Below are 15617 nucleotides of genomic sequence, written 5' to 3' on the forward strand. Positions count from 1 at the left end.
GACTGCGCCGATCAGCTTGCGACGAGGCCCGCGTTTGCGACCATCCGCAGGCGAACCAGACTTCCGACCGGTGGAGGGGCGGTGGTCATGTTGATGCGCACGGCCTGGCCGTCGAGCACGAGTCTCACCTCGCGTGTGGCGCCGGCGAACCGGACGGTTTCGATCCTGGCGACGGCTCCTTCATCGGCGACCTGAAGGTCCTCGGGACGCACGAGCAGTGCGGCCGGTCCGTCGGGCAGGGCCCCCGCGTCGAACGCGCCGAACGGCGTACAGGCGCGGCCGGCCCTTACGTCGACGGAGAGGACGTTGATATCGCCGAGCATCCGCGCGGTCGCGATCGAACCAGGACGCCGATAACAGTCCTCCGGATCGCCGCGGCGCAGGATCTTTCCAGCCTGCATCAACGCCAGGTCGTCGGAGATGAGCAGGGCGTCCTCGGCGTCGTGGGTGACGACCAACACAGCGGCTTCGGCCGCACGCAGAGTGGCCAGGAGGGTGTCGCGGAGCTCGCCCTTCAGGTGCCGATCGAGGCCTGAGAACGGTTCATCCAGCAAGATCACGGCCGGCTGCGGGGCCAGGGCGCGGGCGAGGGCGACGCGCTGCTGTTCTCCGCCCGACAACATATGCGGCCAGGCGTCGGCGCGATCTTGCAGACGCATCCGCTGGAGGAGATCCATGGCGATGCGCCGGCGCTGCGCGCCTGGCCGGCCGCGCAGGCCGAAGGCGACATTCTCCAGGACCGTCATGTGCGGGAACAGGGCGTAGTCCTGAAAGACCAGGCCCACGCCCCGGTGTTCCGGCGGCGCGAACCCGGTCGGTCCGGACAGGGCGGCGCCAGCGGCGATGATCTGGCCCGCGTCGGGAACCTCCAGTCCCGCGATCAGCCGCAGCAGCGTGCTCTTGCCGCAGCCCGATGGGCCTAGCAGTCCGGTGATCCGGCCGCGCCGAAGGTCCAGGTCGACGGCGTCGACGGCTATCCGGGCGCCATAGCGTTTGGTGACGGCCTGGACGGAGAGGTCGGGCGGGGCGGCGGTCAAGCGGAGGTTCCTGGGCGGGCCTGGGCCATCTTGCGGTTCAGCCAGAGGACGGCGGGCAGCACGGCGAGGATGATGAGCAGGGCGGGCCAACTGGCGTTGGCCAGCCGTTCGTCCTGGGCGTAGTTGTCGGCCATCACCGCCAGGGTGTCGAAGTTGAACGGCCGCAGGATCAGCGTGGCCGGCAGCTCCTTCAGCACGTCGATGAACACCAGCAGCCAGGCGGTGGCGATGGCTCCGCGCGCCATTGGAGCCTGGATCGCGAATGCGGCGCCTAGTTCGCCGCGCCCCAAGCTGCGGGCGGCGTCGAGCATCGAAGGCGACACCCGCGCCAGGCCCGCCTCGATCGGCTCCAGCGCCGCCGCCATGAGGCGGGCGACATAGGCATAGGTGAGCAGCAATAGGCCCAGGACGAGATTTGAGGCGCCGCCAGGCACGAGCGTCCAGGCCCAGGCGGCCGGCAACAGGAGGCCTACGGCCATGACCGCGCCAGGCGTCGCGTAGCCAAGGCTCGCGATCCGCGCCGTCACCGGCAGGCGCGCGGCTCCTAACGCGAGGAACAGCGCGGCGGTCACGGTCGCCGCGCCGCCCAGCGCCGCCAGCAGCAGCGATCGCCCCGCCGCCTGGGTCAGGCGCGGCCATTCGGGCGTCGTCTCCAGCGCTGAAGCCGCCAACACGCCCACCGGCAGCAACAGTCCGGCCGTGACCAGCGACAGGCAGAAGGCGCAGGCGAGGGCGCCCTTGACGCGGCCGAGGCCTATGGGTTCGAGCGGCCGCCAGCGCGCCCGACCGGTGTCATGGGTGCGGCCGCGGCGGCTCAGGCGTTCGAGCCACAACAGCAAGGCCGCGACGCCGAGCAGGGGCAGGGCCAACTGCGCGGCCGACGCCAACGAACCGTAGACGAACCAGGCGCGGATCACCCCCGTGGTCAGGGTCTGGACCCCGAGAAACTGCACGGCGCCGTAGTCGGCCAGCGTCTCCATGACCGCCAGGGCCATGCCCGCCGCCAGGGCGGGCCTGGCCATCGGCAGGGCGATGCGGAAAAAGGTCCGGGCCCGCGGCGCGCCCAGGACGCGGGCCGCCTCGAGCGCCTGCGCGGACTGGTTTACGAACGCTGCGCGCATGGCGAGATAGACGTAGGGGTAGAAGGCGCACGAGAGGACGAAGGCCGCGCCGGGCAGGGTCCGGATATTGAGGGGAAGGTCGAACCCCGCGCTTGCGCGCAGCCATATGCGTAGGTCGCCGGCGATATCCAGCAGGTCTGCATAGGCATAGGCGATGGCGAAAGCTGGCGCGGCCAGCGGCAGGGCCAAAGCCCAGGCGAAGACGCCTCGGCCCGGAAAGCTGTGATTCACCACCAGCCACGCCGCGAGCGTGCCGACGACGCCGGTGATGATCGCGACCAGTGCCGCCAGGATCGCCGAGCTGGCCGCATAGCGGCCGAGTTCGCGCATGGCGATGTCGGCCGAGCCTCCGCCGGCGGCGGCCGCGACCACGCCGGCCAGCGGCAGCACGGCCACGGCCGCCGCGAGCAGGGCCAGCGTCCGCAGCGGCGAGTACGTCCGGTGGAGCGCGAGGGCGACCATTCTCCAGCCTACACGGGCAGCCCTAGCGCCAGCCCGCCGCGCTCATCAGGGATTGGGCCTGGGCCTGACGGGGGCCGTAGGCGGCCACCGACATCGGGTGGGCCGTGAAGCTGGCGTAGGCGTCGACCGGCGCCGGCGCCGGCACGGCCGTGACGGCCGGGAACTCGTAGTTCATCCGCGACACGGTGGTCTGGGCCTCGTTCGAGGCGAGGAATTCCAGGAACTTCACGGCGTTCTCGGGATTGGGCGCATTGGCTGCGACGCCGCCGCCAGAGACATTCACATGCGCGCCGCGGCCCTCGAGCGAGGGGAAGGCCAACTTGGCGCGGTCGGTCATGGCCTTGTCCTTGGCGTCATCGCCGCTGGCCATGCGGATGTAGTAGTAGCTGTTGGTCAGGGCGATTTCGCAGACGCCGGCCGCTACGGCGCGGATCTGGTCGCGGTCGCCGCCCTCCGGCGGACGGGCCATGTTGGCCACGACGCCGCGCACCCATTGTTCGGTCTTCTCGGGCCCCCAGACCTCGAGCAGCGCGCCGACCAGGGACAGGTTGTAGACGCTGTCGGCCGATCGCACGCAGAGCTTCCCCTTGAAGCGCGGCGAGGCGAGCTTTTCATAGGTGTCGACCTCCTCCGGCTGGACCCTGGTGCTGTCGTAGGCGACGACCCTGGCGCGGCGCGAGAAGCCGAACCAGCGCCCTTCCGCATCGCGCAGATTGGCGGGGATGGCGTCGTTCAGCGCCCTGGAACTGGTCGGCTGCAGAAGGCCCGCGTTCTGCGCGCGCCAGAGCGCGCCGGCGTCGGCGGCGAGGAAGACGTCGGCGGGGCTGGCCTTCCCCTCGCTTTGCATGCGCGCCACGAGCTGGTCGGGTTTCCCCTCGATGCGGTTCACCTTGACGCCGGTCTGGCGGGTGAAGGCGTCATAGAGGGCCAGGTCGGCATCGTAGTGGCGGGCGGTATAGACGTTCACGACGCCGCCGCCGTCTCCCGACTTGGCCGCCTTTTCAGAACCCTGCGGACTGCAGGCGCAGAGCGCGAGCGCGGCGAACGCGATGAGGCTGAGGCGGTTGCTCATGGGGGAACTCCGGCGGCTAGTGTTCAGGTGCGGATCGCGGTGCGGTCGATGTCGGCGAGGGTCGGGCGGCCGGTCAGGGCCATGGCGAGCTCCAGCTCCGCGCGCAGCATGTGAAGCACGTGGGAAACGCCGAGCGCGCCGGCCGCAGCGAGCCCATGTATGGCCGCGCGCCCGACGAGGACGGCGCTTGCGCCCAGCGCCAGGGCCTTGAAGGCGTCCGCGCCGCTGCGGACGCCGCCGTCCAGCAGCACAGGCATGCGCCCGCCGACGGCGTCGGCGACCTCAGGCAGCACGTCGAGGGTGGCGGGCTGGTCATCCAGAATGCGGCCGCCATGGTTCGAGACGATCAGGCCGTCGAGGCCTTCAGTGACCGCCTGAGCGGCGTCCTCGGCGGTCATGACGCCCTTGAGCAGCACGGGCAGGGACGTCTGACCGCGCAGCCAGGCGACATCGGTCCAGGTCGGCGCGGCCGCCAGCAAGGGGCCGCTCAGCAGGACGGCGCCGCCCACTGCGGCGGTGTGGGAAAGCGGCGGTGCGCCACGCAGGTTCACGGCCTCCACGTCCGCCGGCAGCCGGAAGCCGGCGCGTTGCTCGCGGGCGCGCAGGCCGCTGACCGGCGCGTCCGCCGTCAGGACGATGGCGCGGTAGCCCGCCGCTTCGGCGCGTCGGACCAGGGACAGGGTGAACGCTCGATCCGGTTGCATGTAGAGCTGGAACCAGAGCGGCGTCTTCGCCTGGGCGGCGACGTCCTCCAGCGAGACGCTGGCCTGGGTGCTCACCACCATGGCCGCGTTCGCGGCGCTTGCCCCCAGCACGGTCGCCAGTTCGCCGTCGGGATGGGCGAGGCGATGAAAGGCCACCGGCGCCACCAGGATCGGCATGTCCAGAGTCTGGCCGAACAGCTCCAGGCGGCAATGCCCGCCGCTGAGGTCCCGCAGCACCCGACTGCGCAGCTTCGTCCGAGCGAAGGCGGCGAGGTTTTCGCGCAGGGTCGTCTCGTCCGACGCGCCTCCGGACAGATAGGCCCAGGTCGCGGCGTCGACGCGATCGCGCGCCGCCGCCTCGTAGTCCCGCACGGAGGCGATCTCCGCCGGGATGGTCGTCAGCCGTGGGAGGACGCCCGTCACGTATCGGCCCATTCACGCAGCAGGTTGTGATAGAGGCCGGTGAGCCGCAGGACGGCCGGGTGGTCGGGCGTGTCGGCGCGCAGGCTGCCGATGGCTTCATCCAGATCCAGCAGCATCGCCCGCCGATCGCCTTGCCGGACCATGCTTTCGATCCAGAAGAACGCGGCGAAGCGGGCGCCGCGCGTCACCGGCGTCACCCGGTGAACCGTCCGGGCCGAGTAGAGCACCATATGCCCGGCCGGCAGCTTGACCCGTGTCTCGCCGAGCCCGCTGTCGATCACCAGTTCGCCGCCGTCGTAGTCTTCCGGATCACTGAAGAAGACCGTGGCCGACAGGTCGCCGCGCAGCCGCAGCGGCGCGCCGGGAACCGACAGGACGGCGCTGTCGACGTGATCGCCATAGGCGCCGCCGCCGACATAGCGGTTGAACCTGGGGGGCAGCACCTTCAGCGGCAGGGCGGCCTGCATGAAGCGCTCGCTTCGGGCCAGCCGCTCAAGGATCAACCCGCCGAGCCGGGCGGCCAGCGGGTTGTCGTCGGCAAGCTGTTGATTGTCCTTCACCCGTCCGGCGAGCGCGCCGGCGCTGGCGCGTCCGTCGGACCAGGCCGTCTGTTCCAGTTCGAGGCGGAACATGCGCGCCTCGTCCGGCGTGAGGATGTCGGGGATCGCCAGCATCATGCGGGGAGATCTTCCTTCATCGTTTCACCGAACGGGCGCGCGCGTCCGTCATCAGAACTGGAGGGCCGCCGTGAGCAGCACCGTGCGCGGCGCGCCGAGGGTCGCGCGGCTGCCGTTCCAGTTGGTGGACACCGCGTAGGTTTCATCGGTCAGGTTGTCGATGTTCAGACGAAGCTCGACCTTATCGGTGACATCGTAGGCCGCATAGGCGCTGATGATCGTATAGCTGGGAAGCTTGCCGAAGGCGCCGTTCGGGATGATGCGGTTGGCGTCGTCCGGACGGCCCAGGTACGACGAGCCGACATGCTGCAGGCCGCCCCCCAGGGTCAGGCCGAACGGCAGGCTGTAGGTCGTCCACAGGTTGGCGGTGAAGTCCGGGGTGAAGGCCAGGCGATCGCCGTCGGTCCGCAGGACGGTCCCGTAGTCGGCCGGATTGGCGCGGCGGCGGACTTCATCGAGATAGGCGCTGTGCTTGCGCTCGCTCTCCATCCAGGCCGCGCCGGCGAAGACGGTCCAGGCCTCGGTGATCTTCCCGGCGACGCCGACTTCCAGGCCCTGCACGATCTGCTCGCCGTAGCCCTTCAGGCTGTCGGCGGTGTCGCCGACGTCACGGCCGGTGATCGGCACGTCGCGCTTGACGGTGCGGAACAGCGCCGCGGTGGTCGACAGCCGGCCCTCCAGGAGCGCCCACTTCACGCCGACCTCGTAGTTGTCCAGGCGGACGGTGTCGGCGCCGGCCACGAAGCCTGGAAAGGCGTTGTCGCCCGTGCGCGAGATGTCCGGGTTCGACAGGTAGGAGCCTGGCGGCTGCGCGGCCGTCCCGATCGAGGCGTAGACGCTGCCGTTCGCGACGGGCTTGTAGACGACGCCGAGCTTGCCGGCCCAGGTCGTGTCGGAGAGGTCGAACCCGCCCAACCCGGCGAGCGCGCCGGCGGCCGTGCGGCTGCTGATGGCGGCGTCGTAGTTCTCCACCCGCACGCCGCCGGTGACTTCCCAATGCTCGCCGAACGAGACGGTGTCGTAGAGGTAGGCCGCAATCGTGTCGATGGTGACGGAGGCGACCTCGGTCACCGGCAGGTTGGCGCCGGGCGCGCGATCCGGATTGGGCGAGAGCAGGCTCGTCGCGGGCGGGTTCGACGTGCCGCGGCGATCGGCGCGCGAGGTCTCCCGCGTGATCTCGAGACCGGCGGAAATGCTGTGCGCCAAGGCGTCGCTTCCGAACCTGGCGCTCAGGTTGGTGAAGTTGCCGAAGCTCTCGTTCTCGCGGTCGTAGAACTGGGTTTGGGTGGCGACCGCCCCGGAACCGGCATTGAAGCTGGTGGGCACGGTGAAGCGGGCGTTGCGCTCGACCTGGGCGAAGCGAGTCTGGTTGCTGACCCGGATGTTTTCGCCGATCTTGCCCTCGACGCGGACGAGGAAGGCGTCGCTCCGGGTCTCGTCGAAGTCGGAGCGCAGGCCGAAGAAGCTGTCGCGCGACCACCCCGACGTGGCGGGATTGTAAGCGGCGGTGTCTTTGATCGCCGCGCCGGGCACGCCCCAGTCCGGGCGGTCATCCTGGTTCAGGTGCTCGTAGGACAGCAGGACCCGCAGATCCGGCGTCAGGCTGATGGCGAGTGAAGGCGCGACGCCCCAGCTCTGCTTCTGCGCCAGCTCGCGGCCGGCGACGCCGCTGTCCTCGACCATCGCGTTGATCCGGACGGCGAGGCCCTCGCTGACCACCTGGTTGAGGTCGAGCGTGGCGCGGCGGCGGTCGTCGGAATCGTATTCGTCGAAGCCGTAGCTGACCGAACCGCTGATGGCGTTCTCGGTCAGCGGACTCTTGGTGATGATGTTCACGTAGCCGCCGGCGTTGCCGCGGCCGTTGTCGGCGCTCGGGCCTTTCACCACCTCGACCCGATCGACGTTGAACATGTCGCGGCTGTAGCTGCCGGAGTCCCGGGCGCCGTCGACGAACACCGATCCGCTGGCGTCGAAGCCGCGCATGCTGAAGTTGTTGGTCGAGGTCGAGAAGCCGTTTTCCCCGGCGTTGAAGCTGATGCCGGGCGTGTTGCGCAGCACCTCGGTCAGGGTCCGGGCGCCCTGTTCCTCGATCACCTGGTGCGGGATCACGCTGATGGTCTGGGGCGTGTCGAGCAGCGGCGCCGTGCGCTTGTCGCTGTCCTCGGCGCGGCCGACGATGGTCACGCCGCTGACCGTGTTGGCCTCCGCCTCGGCGAGGGCCGGCGAGGCCGCCGCGAAGAAGCCGACGCAAGCCAGGAACGCGGTTCCCCCATGGCCGGTGACGAGTTTCCAGCCGCCGTTGACGTCGCTTGCTGTCTTGTCCACTGATGAACCCCCGGGCAAATAATGATAGTCAGTTGCAGGTGCTCTGGGAGTCATCGGGGCGCAGTGTCAACGGCCGCAGGCGCGAGTGGAGCCGCCAGCAACACTTTGAAACATTTGAGATGCTGAACAGACAAGAAAGCCAGGAGAGGCAGGTCTTCGCCCCGCCGCCGCCGACGGTCCTGATCGCCGACGACGACCCGAACATGCGCGTCCTGCTGTCCGATCTGCTGCGCAAGAACGGGTATCACGTCGTCAGCGCCGCCGACGGGCACCAGGCGAGGACGAGCGCTCTGGCCGGCGGGGTCGACCTCGTGCTGCTCGACGTGATGCTGCCGGGGATGAGCGGCTTCGACGTCTGCCGCGAGCTGCACCGGACGTCCGAAAGCGGCCCGGCCATCATCATGATCAGCGCCCGCGGAGAGGAGGCCGATCGGGTCACCGGTCTCGAACTCGGAGCTGACGACTACATCTCCAAGCCCTTCAGCCGCAGCGAACTGTTGGCCCGGGTGAGGGCGGTCTTGCGCCGCGGCGCCCCGCGTCACTCCGCCTCGCGGACCCGTCCGAGCCGGTACCATTTCGCGGGCTGGCGCGTCGAACTGCGCCGCCGGGAGGTGTTCGCCGCATCCGGCGTTCGTGTCGATCTCTCGGGCGCGGAGTACGACCTGCTCATCCGTCTGCTCGAAAATCCGCAGCGCGTCATTAGCCGTGAAGCGCTGCTCGAAATGGCCCGAACGCGACTGGGAAGCCCGTCCGATCGCAGCATCGACGTCCTGATCAGCCGCCTGCGCCAGAAACTCGAAGGCGACGAGGGCGTCGAACTGATCCGTACAGTCCGCAGCGTCGGCTACATGTTCGTGCCGGATGTCGAACATAGCTAGCCGAGGGATCCGGGTCTGGCCGACGGGTCTGGGCGCGCGGATCGTGCTCACCCTGCTGGTCGCGCTGCTGCTTGAGTTCGTCGGCAGCGAACTTCTGTTTCGGCGGGCGGAAGACGACCGAACCAGCCGGGCGCACGCCATGCGGCTGGTCGATCATCTGGTGGTGGCCGAACGGCTCGTCGTGGATCTCCCGCCTGAAGTTCGTGACGCTGAGCTGCGGCGGCTCTGGCGTGATCCGCTGGTGGTGGGTTGGTCGCCCGACAGCCGCCTGCCCGATGCAAGGTCCGAACGCGGTCGATTGGATGAAATCAAGCGGACGGCGCTCGCCTCCGCGCCGGAGTGGTCCGGCAGGGGCCTTCGGCTGGCGTCGATCGGCGATAGCGACAAGCTGAGAGGCGCCCTTCAGTTGGAAGACGGCTCCTGGTTGGAATTCGAAGAGACCAGCGATCTGCATCCGCCGCCTACGCTGGCGCGTCATGCCGGCCCGTTGCTGCTGCTGGCGGTCTGCATCGCCCTGCTGGCGCTGGTCTTCACCTGGATGATTGGGCGCCCGTTGCGCCGGCTTGCAGAGGCCGCCGATCGTGTGGGACAGGGCGATCAGTCGGTCATCGTGCCCGAGGAGGGGCCGCGCGAGGTCCGGCAGGCGGCGGTGGCGTTCAATGCAATGCGCGGGCGCCTGCTGCAGCAGGTCGATGAACGGTTGCAGTCCCTCGCGGCCGTCTCGCATGACCTGCGCACGCCGATCGCGCGGCTGAGGCTGAGGGCGCCGGACATCCAGCCCCTGGAGGTCCGTGACGGGGTCGAGCACGACCTCGGCGACATGGAGAGGTTTATCGCCTCGATCATGGATTTCCTCCGCGGGACCGACGCCGAAGCCGAGGCTCCGATCGATCTCGCCAGCTTGGTGAAGACCATCGTCGATGAGGCTTTCGATCTCGGCGGCGATATCCGCTACGTCGGGCCCTCGCGTCTCGAGGCGGTGACGCGACCGGTCAAGCTGCAGCGCGCGATCCTCAATCTCGTGCAGAATGCGTTGCACCAGCGCGCCCAAGTCACGGTGTCGCTGTCGAGTTCGAATGGCGTGGTGATCATCCAGGTCGAGGATGAAGGGCCGGGCATTCCACCCGATCAGTTGGAAAAGGTGTTCCAGCCGTTCTACCGGCTGGACGTCTCCCGCAGCAGCGGGATGGGCGGCGCGGGCCTGGGCCTCTCCATCGTCCGACGCTCGGCCGAGAGGCTGGGCGGCGGCGTCGCCCTTGAAAATCGACCCGGCGGCGGCCTGCGCGCCACGCTTCGCCTGCCGGCGCGAGCGCCGTGAGGCGGCAAAAGCGCGCCTTCGCGGTTGAGATTGTGGAAGAAAATGGTGGCGTGGGTAGTGCGCAGGTGACTGGTCTCCGCCTCAGCACTCAGGCGGGGGCTCAGCCAGCGGGATGAGTTCTCGCCGAATGAAATCGATACGACCCAACAGCATTTTCGCATGCTCTCGGGTCGGCGCGACGTCGACGGGATAGCTGTCGGAGAGATCGCGGCCCTCAAAGATATTGTCGGCCCAATCCTGCGCGATCGCGCAGTAGAGCTGCAATGCGAGAGCCGGTGTTGGCGTGTCATCGGTCTCGAAGTGCATGGAGGGTAGATTGCCGACGACCGCCCATCGCTCGGCTTCTTCGGGCGCCGTAGGGTTTTCGAACTTCACCAGAAAGAGCGCTACGATCGGCGCAACGCCAAATGCGAGTACAAGGTCAGCGATGGGCGGCGCCCAGCTGTCGCTTTCGATAAAGACCCTTGCCTCCGCCTGCAGCGCACGAAGGCCCTCAACTTCCTCGCCGCTGTCGTAGTCAATATTTCGGCCGAATGGAAAGCGGGATGTGTCAACCAGCATGGCCATGCGACCTTAGCTGCGGCGAGGATCGAAGAGAAGAGCGAGGGGGATCGACATGACCACCTGAGTCGGAAGTCCGCCACTGCGAGTTCTGATGGATACAATCAAAGGTCGAGAATGGCGGACGATTTTGACACCCGCCCCGATGACGCAGCTATGCGACCAGATCCCCAGGCTTTGAATTGGGAAAATACCGTCGGCGCAGTTCCTCGTTGCGACGGCGGATATCCTCCTGACTTGGGTAGCCGAGCATGTCGCTCGTAAAGTTGTCAAAGCTGTCAGTGCGAATTCGTCCGCTGAGGATTCCGGTAATATTTGGGATCAGACCCAGCAGGCCAAGACCATTCACCCTCGGGCTTCGAGCCGGCTTTGGTGCATGAGCTGGAGGTTCGACCTTTCCGCCGAACGCGCGCGCAATTCCGGGCCGTTTTCCATAGCGCTGCGGATCACCATCCCTCTGGTGCTTCGCGCGATGTTCGTCCGGGTCCATGGGTTCAATATTGTCGAGTGTATTTGTGCCGCCGTCAGCGATGGCTCGAATATGCGAGACGTCGTAGTCCCTTCCGTCGGCGGCTTTTGGCCAGTACCCGTGCTTCTGGATGTATTCTTGCTTCAGTCGCTTGTTTTCGGGGTTACCGACATTGAGGAACGCGGCAAACTCAGGCGCCGCGGGCTCGGCGGGCAGTGCGCCCGGCCACACGGGTCCCTCGTCGATGCTAGACCAGCTGCCACTGCTCCCTCCACGGACGGCGCGGTAGCCGCCACGCCCGGTAGGCATCCAAAGAACGTCATCGTCGCCCGCTAGTGTGTGCTGTGGTTGCATCTCCGGCAGGGCGAGTTCTGGCCCCAATTGGGGCTGTCCGAAGAATTCCTGATGGCGCTGGTCCGCCGCGACCCTCCGCTCGACTTCGACGTCAGTCGGCGTCCGCAGGTACCATCGATTGAGCGCCTCGCCCTCAAGGTTTGCGGGATCAACGGCCCTTCTAGGCATGCGCGCCCTCCATGGGAGTGTGATGTCATCCCCCATCGCTATTGGGGAGCGAGGTGATGCCAAATCTGTGGGGAAGCGGTCGTTCCGCAGCGTGGCCGCAGTTTCCAACCGTACTAAAATTCTCGCACAATCGCGCTGGCACGTCAAGAACAAAAGGGGAACAATTGCACCGGTACGTCCCTGCCGATCGGATCTCAAGTGAGACGCCAGAAGGCAGGGCGGCGCGGGTGGCCCGGCACAGATCTTTCGCGCAGGCCCGGAGCTGCCGGAGATTTGGCCTCTTCGCGGAAGTCAGATTAGGCGCGAAGGGTTCGAATGCTCCCGCAACGCTCAGGCGCCGCCGCCGGTCCGCTGCGGTCCAGATGGCATCCGCTCCTCACTATGCGACGCGGCAAGGCGTTCCCAACCTGCGTAGAAGTCACGGCCTAGCCGGATCACCGCGGCGGCGTCGTAGTGCAAGCCGTCGGACTGCAGCGTGTAATCGGCCGTATCGAAGCTGACGATCCGTGGATCGGCCCAGTCCAATTCGGCCAGGCCGCGCCGGACGACCGCCGCATAGGGCGCGGTGTCGTCGGGAAGGCCAACGATCCACGGGACCCCCGCCCCCCATTTCGCCCGACTGGCCTGGACGAGTTCCCTCATGTTCTCGCGCACCCGGCTGGCCTTTTCCTGGCTCAAGCCATCGTGATGGTTGCCCATCCAGAAGACCGCATCCAAACGGAGATGGCAGCTTGCCAGGGCGGCGTCCGTCATTGCGGTCAGGCGGTCCCAGGCCTCGTGTCGGCTATGCACGTTCCAGTCCCGCTGGTCGGGATCGAGCGCCACACCGGTCTGACCAGGCGCGTATTTGATGACCGCAAGTGGAGCCGCCGGGTAGCGGGCCCGAAATTCGCGGATCAGCTGCGCTTCTGGCCCCCAACGGCCCTTGGGGGCGGAGTTGATGCTAGGCGCATAGGCTTCCCATCGGCGCCGGTTGGCGGCTCTCGGAGAGCCGGGCGCAGGGATGCTTAGCCGCCTAACCGGCGGACTTCTCGGAGGTATTGGCGAGGAAGGAACTTACGCCGGTCTAGCGGCGGAAGGAATGGTGGATGCGACAGGGATTGAACCTGTGACCCCCTCGGTGTGAACGAGGTGCTCTCCCGCTGAGCTACGCATCCGCCGCAGGAAGGGTGCGCCTATAGCCGCTCGCTCTGCGCCGGGCAAGCGGTCAGAAGCCGAACGCACGCATTTGCCATCTGATCGTAGTGGTCGACCAGGATGTCGGGGGCCAGTTCGGCGGCCGGGATCTCCGTGTAGCCGAAACTGACCAGGATCAGCGCGGCCTTGGCGGCGCGGGCGGCGCCGGCGTCGGTGGCGGCGTCGCCGACCATCACCGTCCGCTCGATGCGGCCGCCGGCGACCTCGACGGTGTGGAGCAGGTGGCGGGCGTCCGGCTTGGGCGCGGGGGCCGAATCGGCCCCGACCACGGCGTCGAAGAACTGGGCGAGGTCGAGCTTTTCGAGAATCGGCGTCGACAGAGCGGTCAGCTTGTTGGTGCAGACCGCCAGCCGGGCGCCGGCCGCCTTCATCTGCGTCAGGCAGGCGACGACGCCGGGATAGGGCCGGGTCAGGTCGGCGCTGTGCCGGTCGTAGTGGGCGATGAAGCGTTCGAAGAGTTCGGGCACGCGCTCGGCCGGGACCGGGCGGCCCTGGGCGGCGAAGCCCCGCTCGATCAGCCGGCGCGCGCCATGGCCGATGAACGGGCGGCCCTCCTCGAACGGCAGCGGGTCGATCCCCTCCTGCTTGAGGATGACGTTCAGCGTGCCGATCAGGTCGGGCGCGGAATCCACCAGGGTCCCGTCAAGGTCGAAGACGATGGTCGCGCCGTCCAGCGCGCTGAGGTCGGTCAAGGAAACCCTCCGTCGAAACCGCTCGCCGTTTCGGCTAAACGCCGCATGATTGCAACATCCGCCCGACTCGTAAGGACCGATCCATGACACGACGCGCCGCTGTGATTATGGCCGCCGGCCAGGGCACGCGCATGAAGTCGCCGACGCCGAAGGTGCTGCACAAGGTCGGAGGCCGGACCATCCTCGACCGGGTGATCGACACCGTCGAGGCCGCCGGCTGCGAGCGCATCGTGGTGGTGGTGGGCCATCACAGCCCCGGCGTTCGCGCCCTGGTCGAGGCGCGGCTGGGGAACGAGGCCGTGGCGGTCCAGGATCCGCCGCTGGGCACCGCCCATGCGGTCCTGGCCGCCCGCGAGGCGCTGGCCGATTTCGACGGCGACGTCCTGGTGCTGAACGGCGACTGCCCGTTGCTGGAGGCGGGCGATCTGGAGCCGCTGTTCGACCTGCGGGCCCGGGGGGCGGACATGGCGATGCTGGCCTTCGAGCCCGCCGATCCGCTGCTCTATGGGCGGGTGCTGCGCGGCGCCGACGGCCACGTGCTGCGGATCGTCGAAGCCAAGGACGCGACGCCGGAGGAACTGGCGGTCAGGGTCTGCAACGCCGGCATGATGGCCGCGGACCGCAAGCGGATGTTCGGCTGGCTGTCGAAGGTGACGAACGACAACGCCAAGGGCGAGTACTACCTGACCGACACGGTGAAGATCGCGGTGGCGGAGGGCGCGCTGGTCCGGGCGTCGCTGGCGCCGGAAAGCGCGGTGATGGGCGCCGACACCGCCATGCAACTGTCGCAGGCCGAGGCGATCTTCCAGCAGCGCCGCCGCGCGCACTTCCTGGCCGAGGGCGTGCAGATGCTGGCCCCCGACACCGTGCATTTCAGTTGGGACACCCAGATCGCGGCCGCCGCCGTGATCGAGCAGTTCGTGGTCTTCGCCCCCGGGGTCAGCGTCGAGACCGGCGCGGTGATCCGCGCCTTCAGCCACCTGGAAGGGGCGAAGGTGAAGGCCGGGGCCCTGATCGGCCCCTATGCCCGCCTGCGGCCGGGCGCCGAGATCGGCGAGGAGGCGCACATCGGCAACTTCGTCGAGGTGAAGAAGGTCAAGGTCGGCGCGGGCGCCAAGGCCAATCATCTCAGCTATCTGGGCGACGGCACGGTCGGGGCCAAGGCCAACATCGGGGCCGGCACGATCTTCTGCAACTACGACGGCTTCGACAAGTTCGACACCCATGTGGGCGAGGGGGCCTTCGTCGGGTCGAACGCCTCGCTGGTGGCGCCGGTGACCATCGGGGCGGGCGCCTATACGGGCTCGGGATCGGTGATCACCCGCGACGTCGCGCCGGACGCCCTGGCCCTGGAGCGCGGCGCGCAGGTCGAGAAGGACGGCTGGGCGGCCAGGTTCCGGGCCGCAAAGATGGCCAAGAAGGCGAAGAAATGACGTCGCGGCGAGGCCGCGCTTGGCCTATGTCACCGCTATGAGCACTGCAGACGATCAAAAGCGGGCCGCCGGCGAAGCCGCTGCCGCCCTCGTGGAAAACGGCATGACCGTGGGCCTGGGCACCGGCTCGACCGCGGCCTGGTTCGTGAAGGCGCTGGCGGCGCGCGGCCTGGACATCGTCGGCGTGCCGACGTCGCTGGCGACGGCCGAGCTGGCCCAGAGCCTGGGCGTGCGGCTGGGCGAGCTGGGCCAGGTGAAGAGCATCGACCTGACCGTGGACGGCGCCGACGAGATCGGCCCGGCCCTGGCGCTGATCAAGGGCGGCGGCGCGGCCCTGCTGCGCGAGAAGCTGGTCTGGGAGGCGTCCAGGCGCTGCGTGGTGATCGCCGACGCCGAAAAGCGCGTGCCGACCCTGGGCAAGTTCCCGCTGCCGATCGAGGTGGTCGCGTTCGGGCACGAGACCACCGCCCTGCGGATCTGCGACGCCCTGGCCGAATGCGACCTGGGCGTGGCCCCGCGCCTGCGGCTCAAGGACGGCGCCCCGGTGAAAACCGACGGCGGCAACCTCATCTATGACGCAGCTTGCGGGCGTATCGAGGATCCCGCCCTGCTCGCCGCCGCGCTGAAGAGCGTGACCGGCGTGGTCGATCACGGCCTCTTCCTGGACCTCGCGGACATGGCCCTGGTGGGCACGCCGGACGGCGTCGTCACCCTCGAGCCGTAAGG

The 15617-nt window shown here is 68.5% G+C and carries 14 protein-coding genes and 1 tRNA gene; 4 read left to right on the forward strand and 11 right to left on the reverse strand.

Annotated elements, in window-relative coordinates:
- Positions 1-11: 11 nt before the first annotated feature.
- From RTL41_RS08600 to RTL41_RS08625, 6 genes are read right to left on the reverse strand one after another with little or no spacing between them, the layout of a single operon-like run.
- Positions 12-1037 (reverse strand): ABC transporter ATP-binding protein, encoded by a 1026-nt coding sequence (locus RTL41_RS08600; protein ID WP_312163319.1) that lies wholly within the window; start codon positions 1035-1037, stop codon positions 12-14.
- The gene (locus RTL41_RS08605) at positions 1034-2620 is read right to left on the reverse strand and encodes an iron ABC transporter permease (protein WP_312163321.1); all 1587 of its coding nucleotides are present in this window, start codon (positions 2618-2620) and stop codon (positions 1034-1036) included. Before RTL41_RS08605 ends, RTL41_RS08600 begins: the two co-directional genes overlap by 4 nt.
- Before the next feature lie 22 nt (positions 2621-2642).
- Positions 2643-3692, reverse strand: coding sequence for an extracellular solute-binding protein (locus RTL41_RS08610; protein WP_312163322.1), 1050 nt, complete (start codon positions 3690-3692; stop codon positions 2643-2645).
- A 23-nt stretch (positions 3693-3715) separates the two neighbouring features.
- Positions 3716-4819, reverse strand: coding sequence for an alpha-hydroxy acid oxidase (locus RTL41_RS08615; protein WP_312163324.1), 1104 nt, complete (start codon positions 4817-4819; stop codon positions 3716-3718).
- Positions 4816-5496 (reverse strand): Fe2+-dependent dioxygenase, encoded by a 681-nt coding sequence (locus tag RTL41_RS08620; protein WP_312163326.1) that lies wholly within the window; start codon positions 5494-5496, stop codon positions 4816-4818. The genes RTL41_RS08615 and RTL41_RS08620 overlap by 4 nt, the downstream gene beginning before the upstream one ends.
- Before the next feature lie 51 nt (positions 5497-5547).
- On the reverse strand, positions 5548-7821 hold the full coding sequence (locus RTL41_RS08625; protein ID WP_312163328.1) for a TonB-dependent siderophore receptor: 2274 nt from the start codon (positions 7819-7821) through the stop codon (positions 5548-5550).
- Between the two features lie 38 nt (positions 7822-7859).
- Between RTL41_RS08625 and RTL41_RS08630 the strand changes: the two genes are divergently transcribed.
- Positions 7860-8699, forward strand: coding sequence for a response regulator transcription factor (locus tag RTL41_RS08630; protein WP_312163509.1), 840 nt, complete (start codon positions 7860-7862; stop codon positions 8697-8699).
- 43 nt (positions 8700-8742) lie between these two features.
- Positions 8743-10017: an ATP-binding protein gene (locus tag RTL41_RS08635; RefSeq protein WP_312163330.1), complete on the forward strand. Its 1275-nt coding sequence runs from the start codon at positions 8743-8745 to the stop codon at positions 10015-10017.
- 81 nt (positions 10018-10098) lie between these two features.
- Here the strand turns inward: RTL41_RS08635 and RTL41_RS08640 are convergent, their stop codons facing one another.
- The 5 genes from RTL41_RS08640 to gph form a co-directional block, all read right to left on the reverse strand.
- Positions 10099-10584 (reverse strand): DUF4826 family protein, encoded by a 486-nt coding sequence (locus RTL41_RS08640; protein WP_312163332.1) that lies wholly within the window; start codon positions 10582-10584, stop codon positions 10099-10101.
- A 148-nt stretch (positions 10585-10732) separates the two neighbouring features.
- Positions 10733-11569: an HNH endonuclease signature motif containing protein gene (locus RTL41_RS08645; protein ID WP_312163334.1), complete on the reverse strand. Its 837-nt coding sequence runs from the start codon at positions 11567-11569 to the stop codon at positions 10733-10735.
- A 330-nt stretch (positions 11570-11899) separates the two neighbouring features.
- On the reverse strand, positions 11900-12610 hold the full coding sequence (locus RTL41_RS08650; protein ID WP_312163510.1) for a sialate O-acetylesterase: 711 nt from the start codon (positions 12608-12610) through the stop codon (positions 11900-11902).
- A 41-nt stretch (positions 12611-12651) separates the two neighbouring features.
- A tRNA-Val gene (locus tag RTL41_RS08655) sits at positions 12652-12726 on the reverse strand.
- A gap of 18 nt (positions 12727-12744) precedes the next feature.
- The gene (gene gph / locus RTL41_RS08660) at positions 12745-13458 is read right to left on the reverse strand and encodes a phosphoglycolate phosphatase (RefSeq protein ID WP_312163336.1); all 714 of its coding nucleotides are present in this window, start codon (positions 13456-13458) and stop codon (positions 12745-12747) included.
- Positions 13459-13541: 83 nt separating this feature from the next.
- Here gph and glmU point away from each other — a divergent pair, with 83 nt between their 5' ends.
- Positions 13542-14891, forward strand: a complete 1350-nt coding sequence (gene glmU / locus RTL41_RS08665) for a bifunctional UDP-N-acetylglucosamine diphosphorylase/glucosamine-1-phosphate N-acetyltransferase GlmU (RefSeq protein WP_312163338.1) — start codon at positions 13542-13544, stop codon at positions 14889-14891.
- A 37-nt stretch (positions 14892-14928) separates the two neighbouring features.
- Positions 14929-15615 carry a ribose-5-phosphate isomerase RpiA gene (gene rpiA / locus RTL41_RS08670; protein ID WP_312163340.1) on the forward strand — a complete coding sequence of 229 codons (687 nt, stop codon included), beginning with the start codon at positions 14929-14931 and terminating at the stop codon, positions 15613-15615.
- Positions 15616-15617: the final 2 nt, after the last annotated feature.

It is taken from the genome of Phenylobacterium sp. (genome assembly GCF_031984885.1).
In the GTDB taxonomy this organism is placed as follows: Bacteria; Pseudomonadota; Alphaproteobacteria; order Caulobacterales; family Caulobacteraceae; genus Phenylobacterium.

Excerpts from the sequence above, each read along its gene's own strand:
- RTL41_RS08605 (WP_312163321.1), bottom strand. The coding sequence starts at position 2,620 with ATGGTCGCCCTCGCGCTCCACCGGACGTACTCGCCGCTGCGGACGCTG.
- RTL41_RS08610 (WP_312163322.1), bottom strand. The coding sequence starts at position 3,692 with ATGAGCAACCGCCTCAGCCTCATCGCGTTCGCCGCGCTCGCGCTCTGC.
- RTL41_RS08620 (WP_312163326.1), bottom strand. The coding sequence starts at position 5,496 with ATGATGCTGGCGATCCCCGACATCCTCACGCCGGACGAGGCGCGCATG.
- RTL41_RS08640 (WP_312163332.1), bottom strand. The coding sequence starts at position 10,584 with ATGGCCATGCTGGTTGACACATCCCGCTTTCCATTCGGCCGAAATATT.
- RTL41_RS08645 (WP_312163334.1), bottom strand. The coding sequence starts at position 11,569 with ATGCCTAGAAGGGCCGTTGATCCCGCAAACCTTGAGGGCGAGGCGCTC.
- glmU (WP_312163338.1), top strand. The coding sequence starts at position 13,542 with ATGACACGACGCGCCGCTGTGATTATGGCCGCCGGCCAGGGCACGCGC.
- rpiA (WP_312163340.1), top strand. The coding sequence starts at position 14,929 with ATGAGCACTGCAGACGATCAAAAGCGGGCCGCCGGCGAAGCCGCTGCC.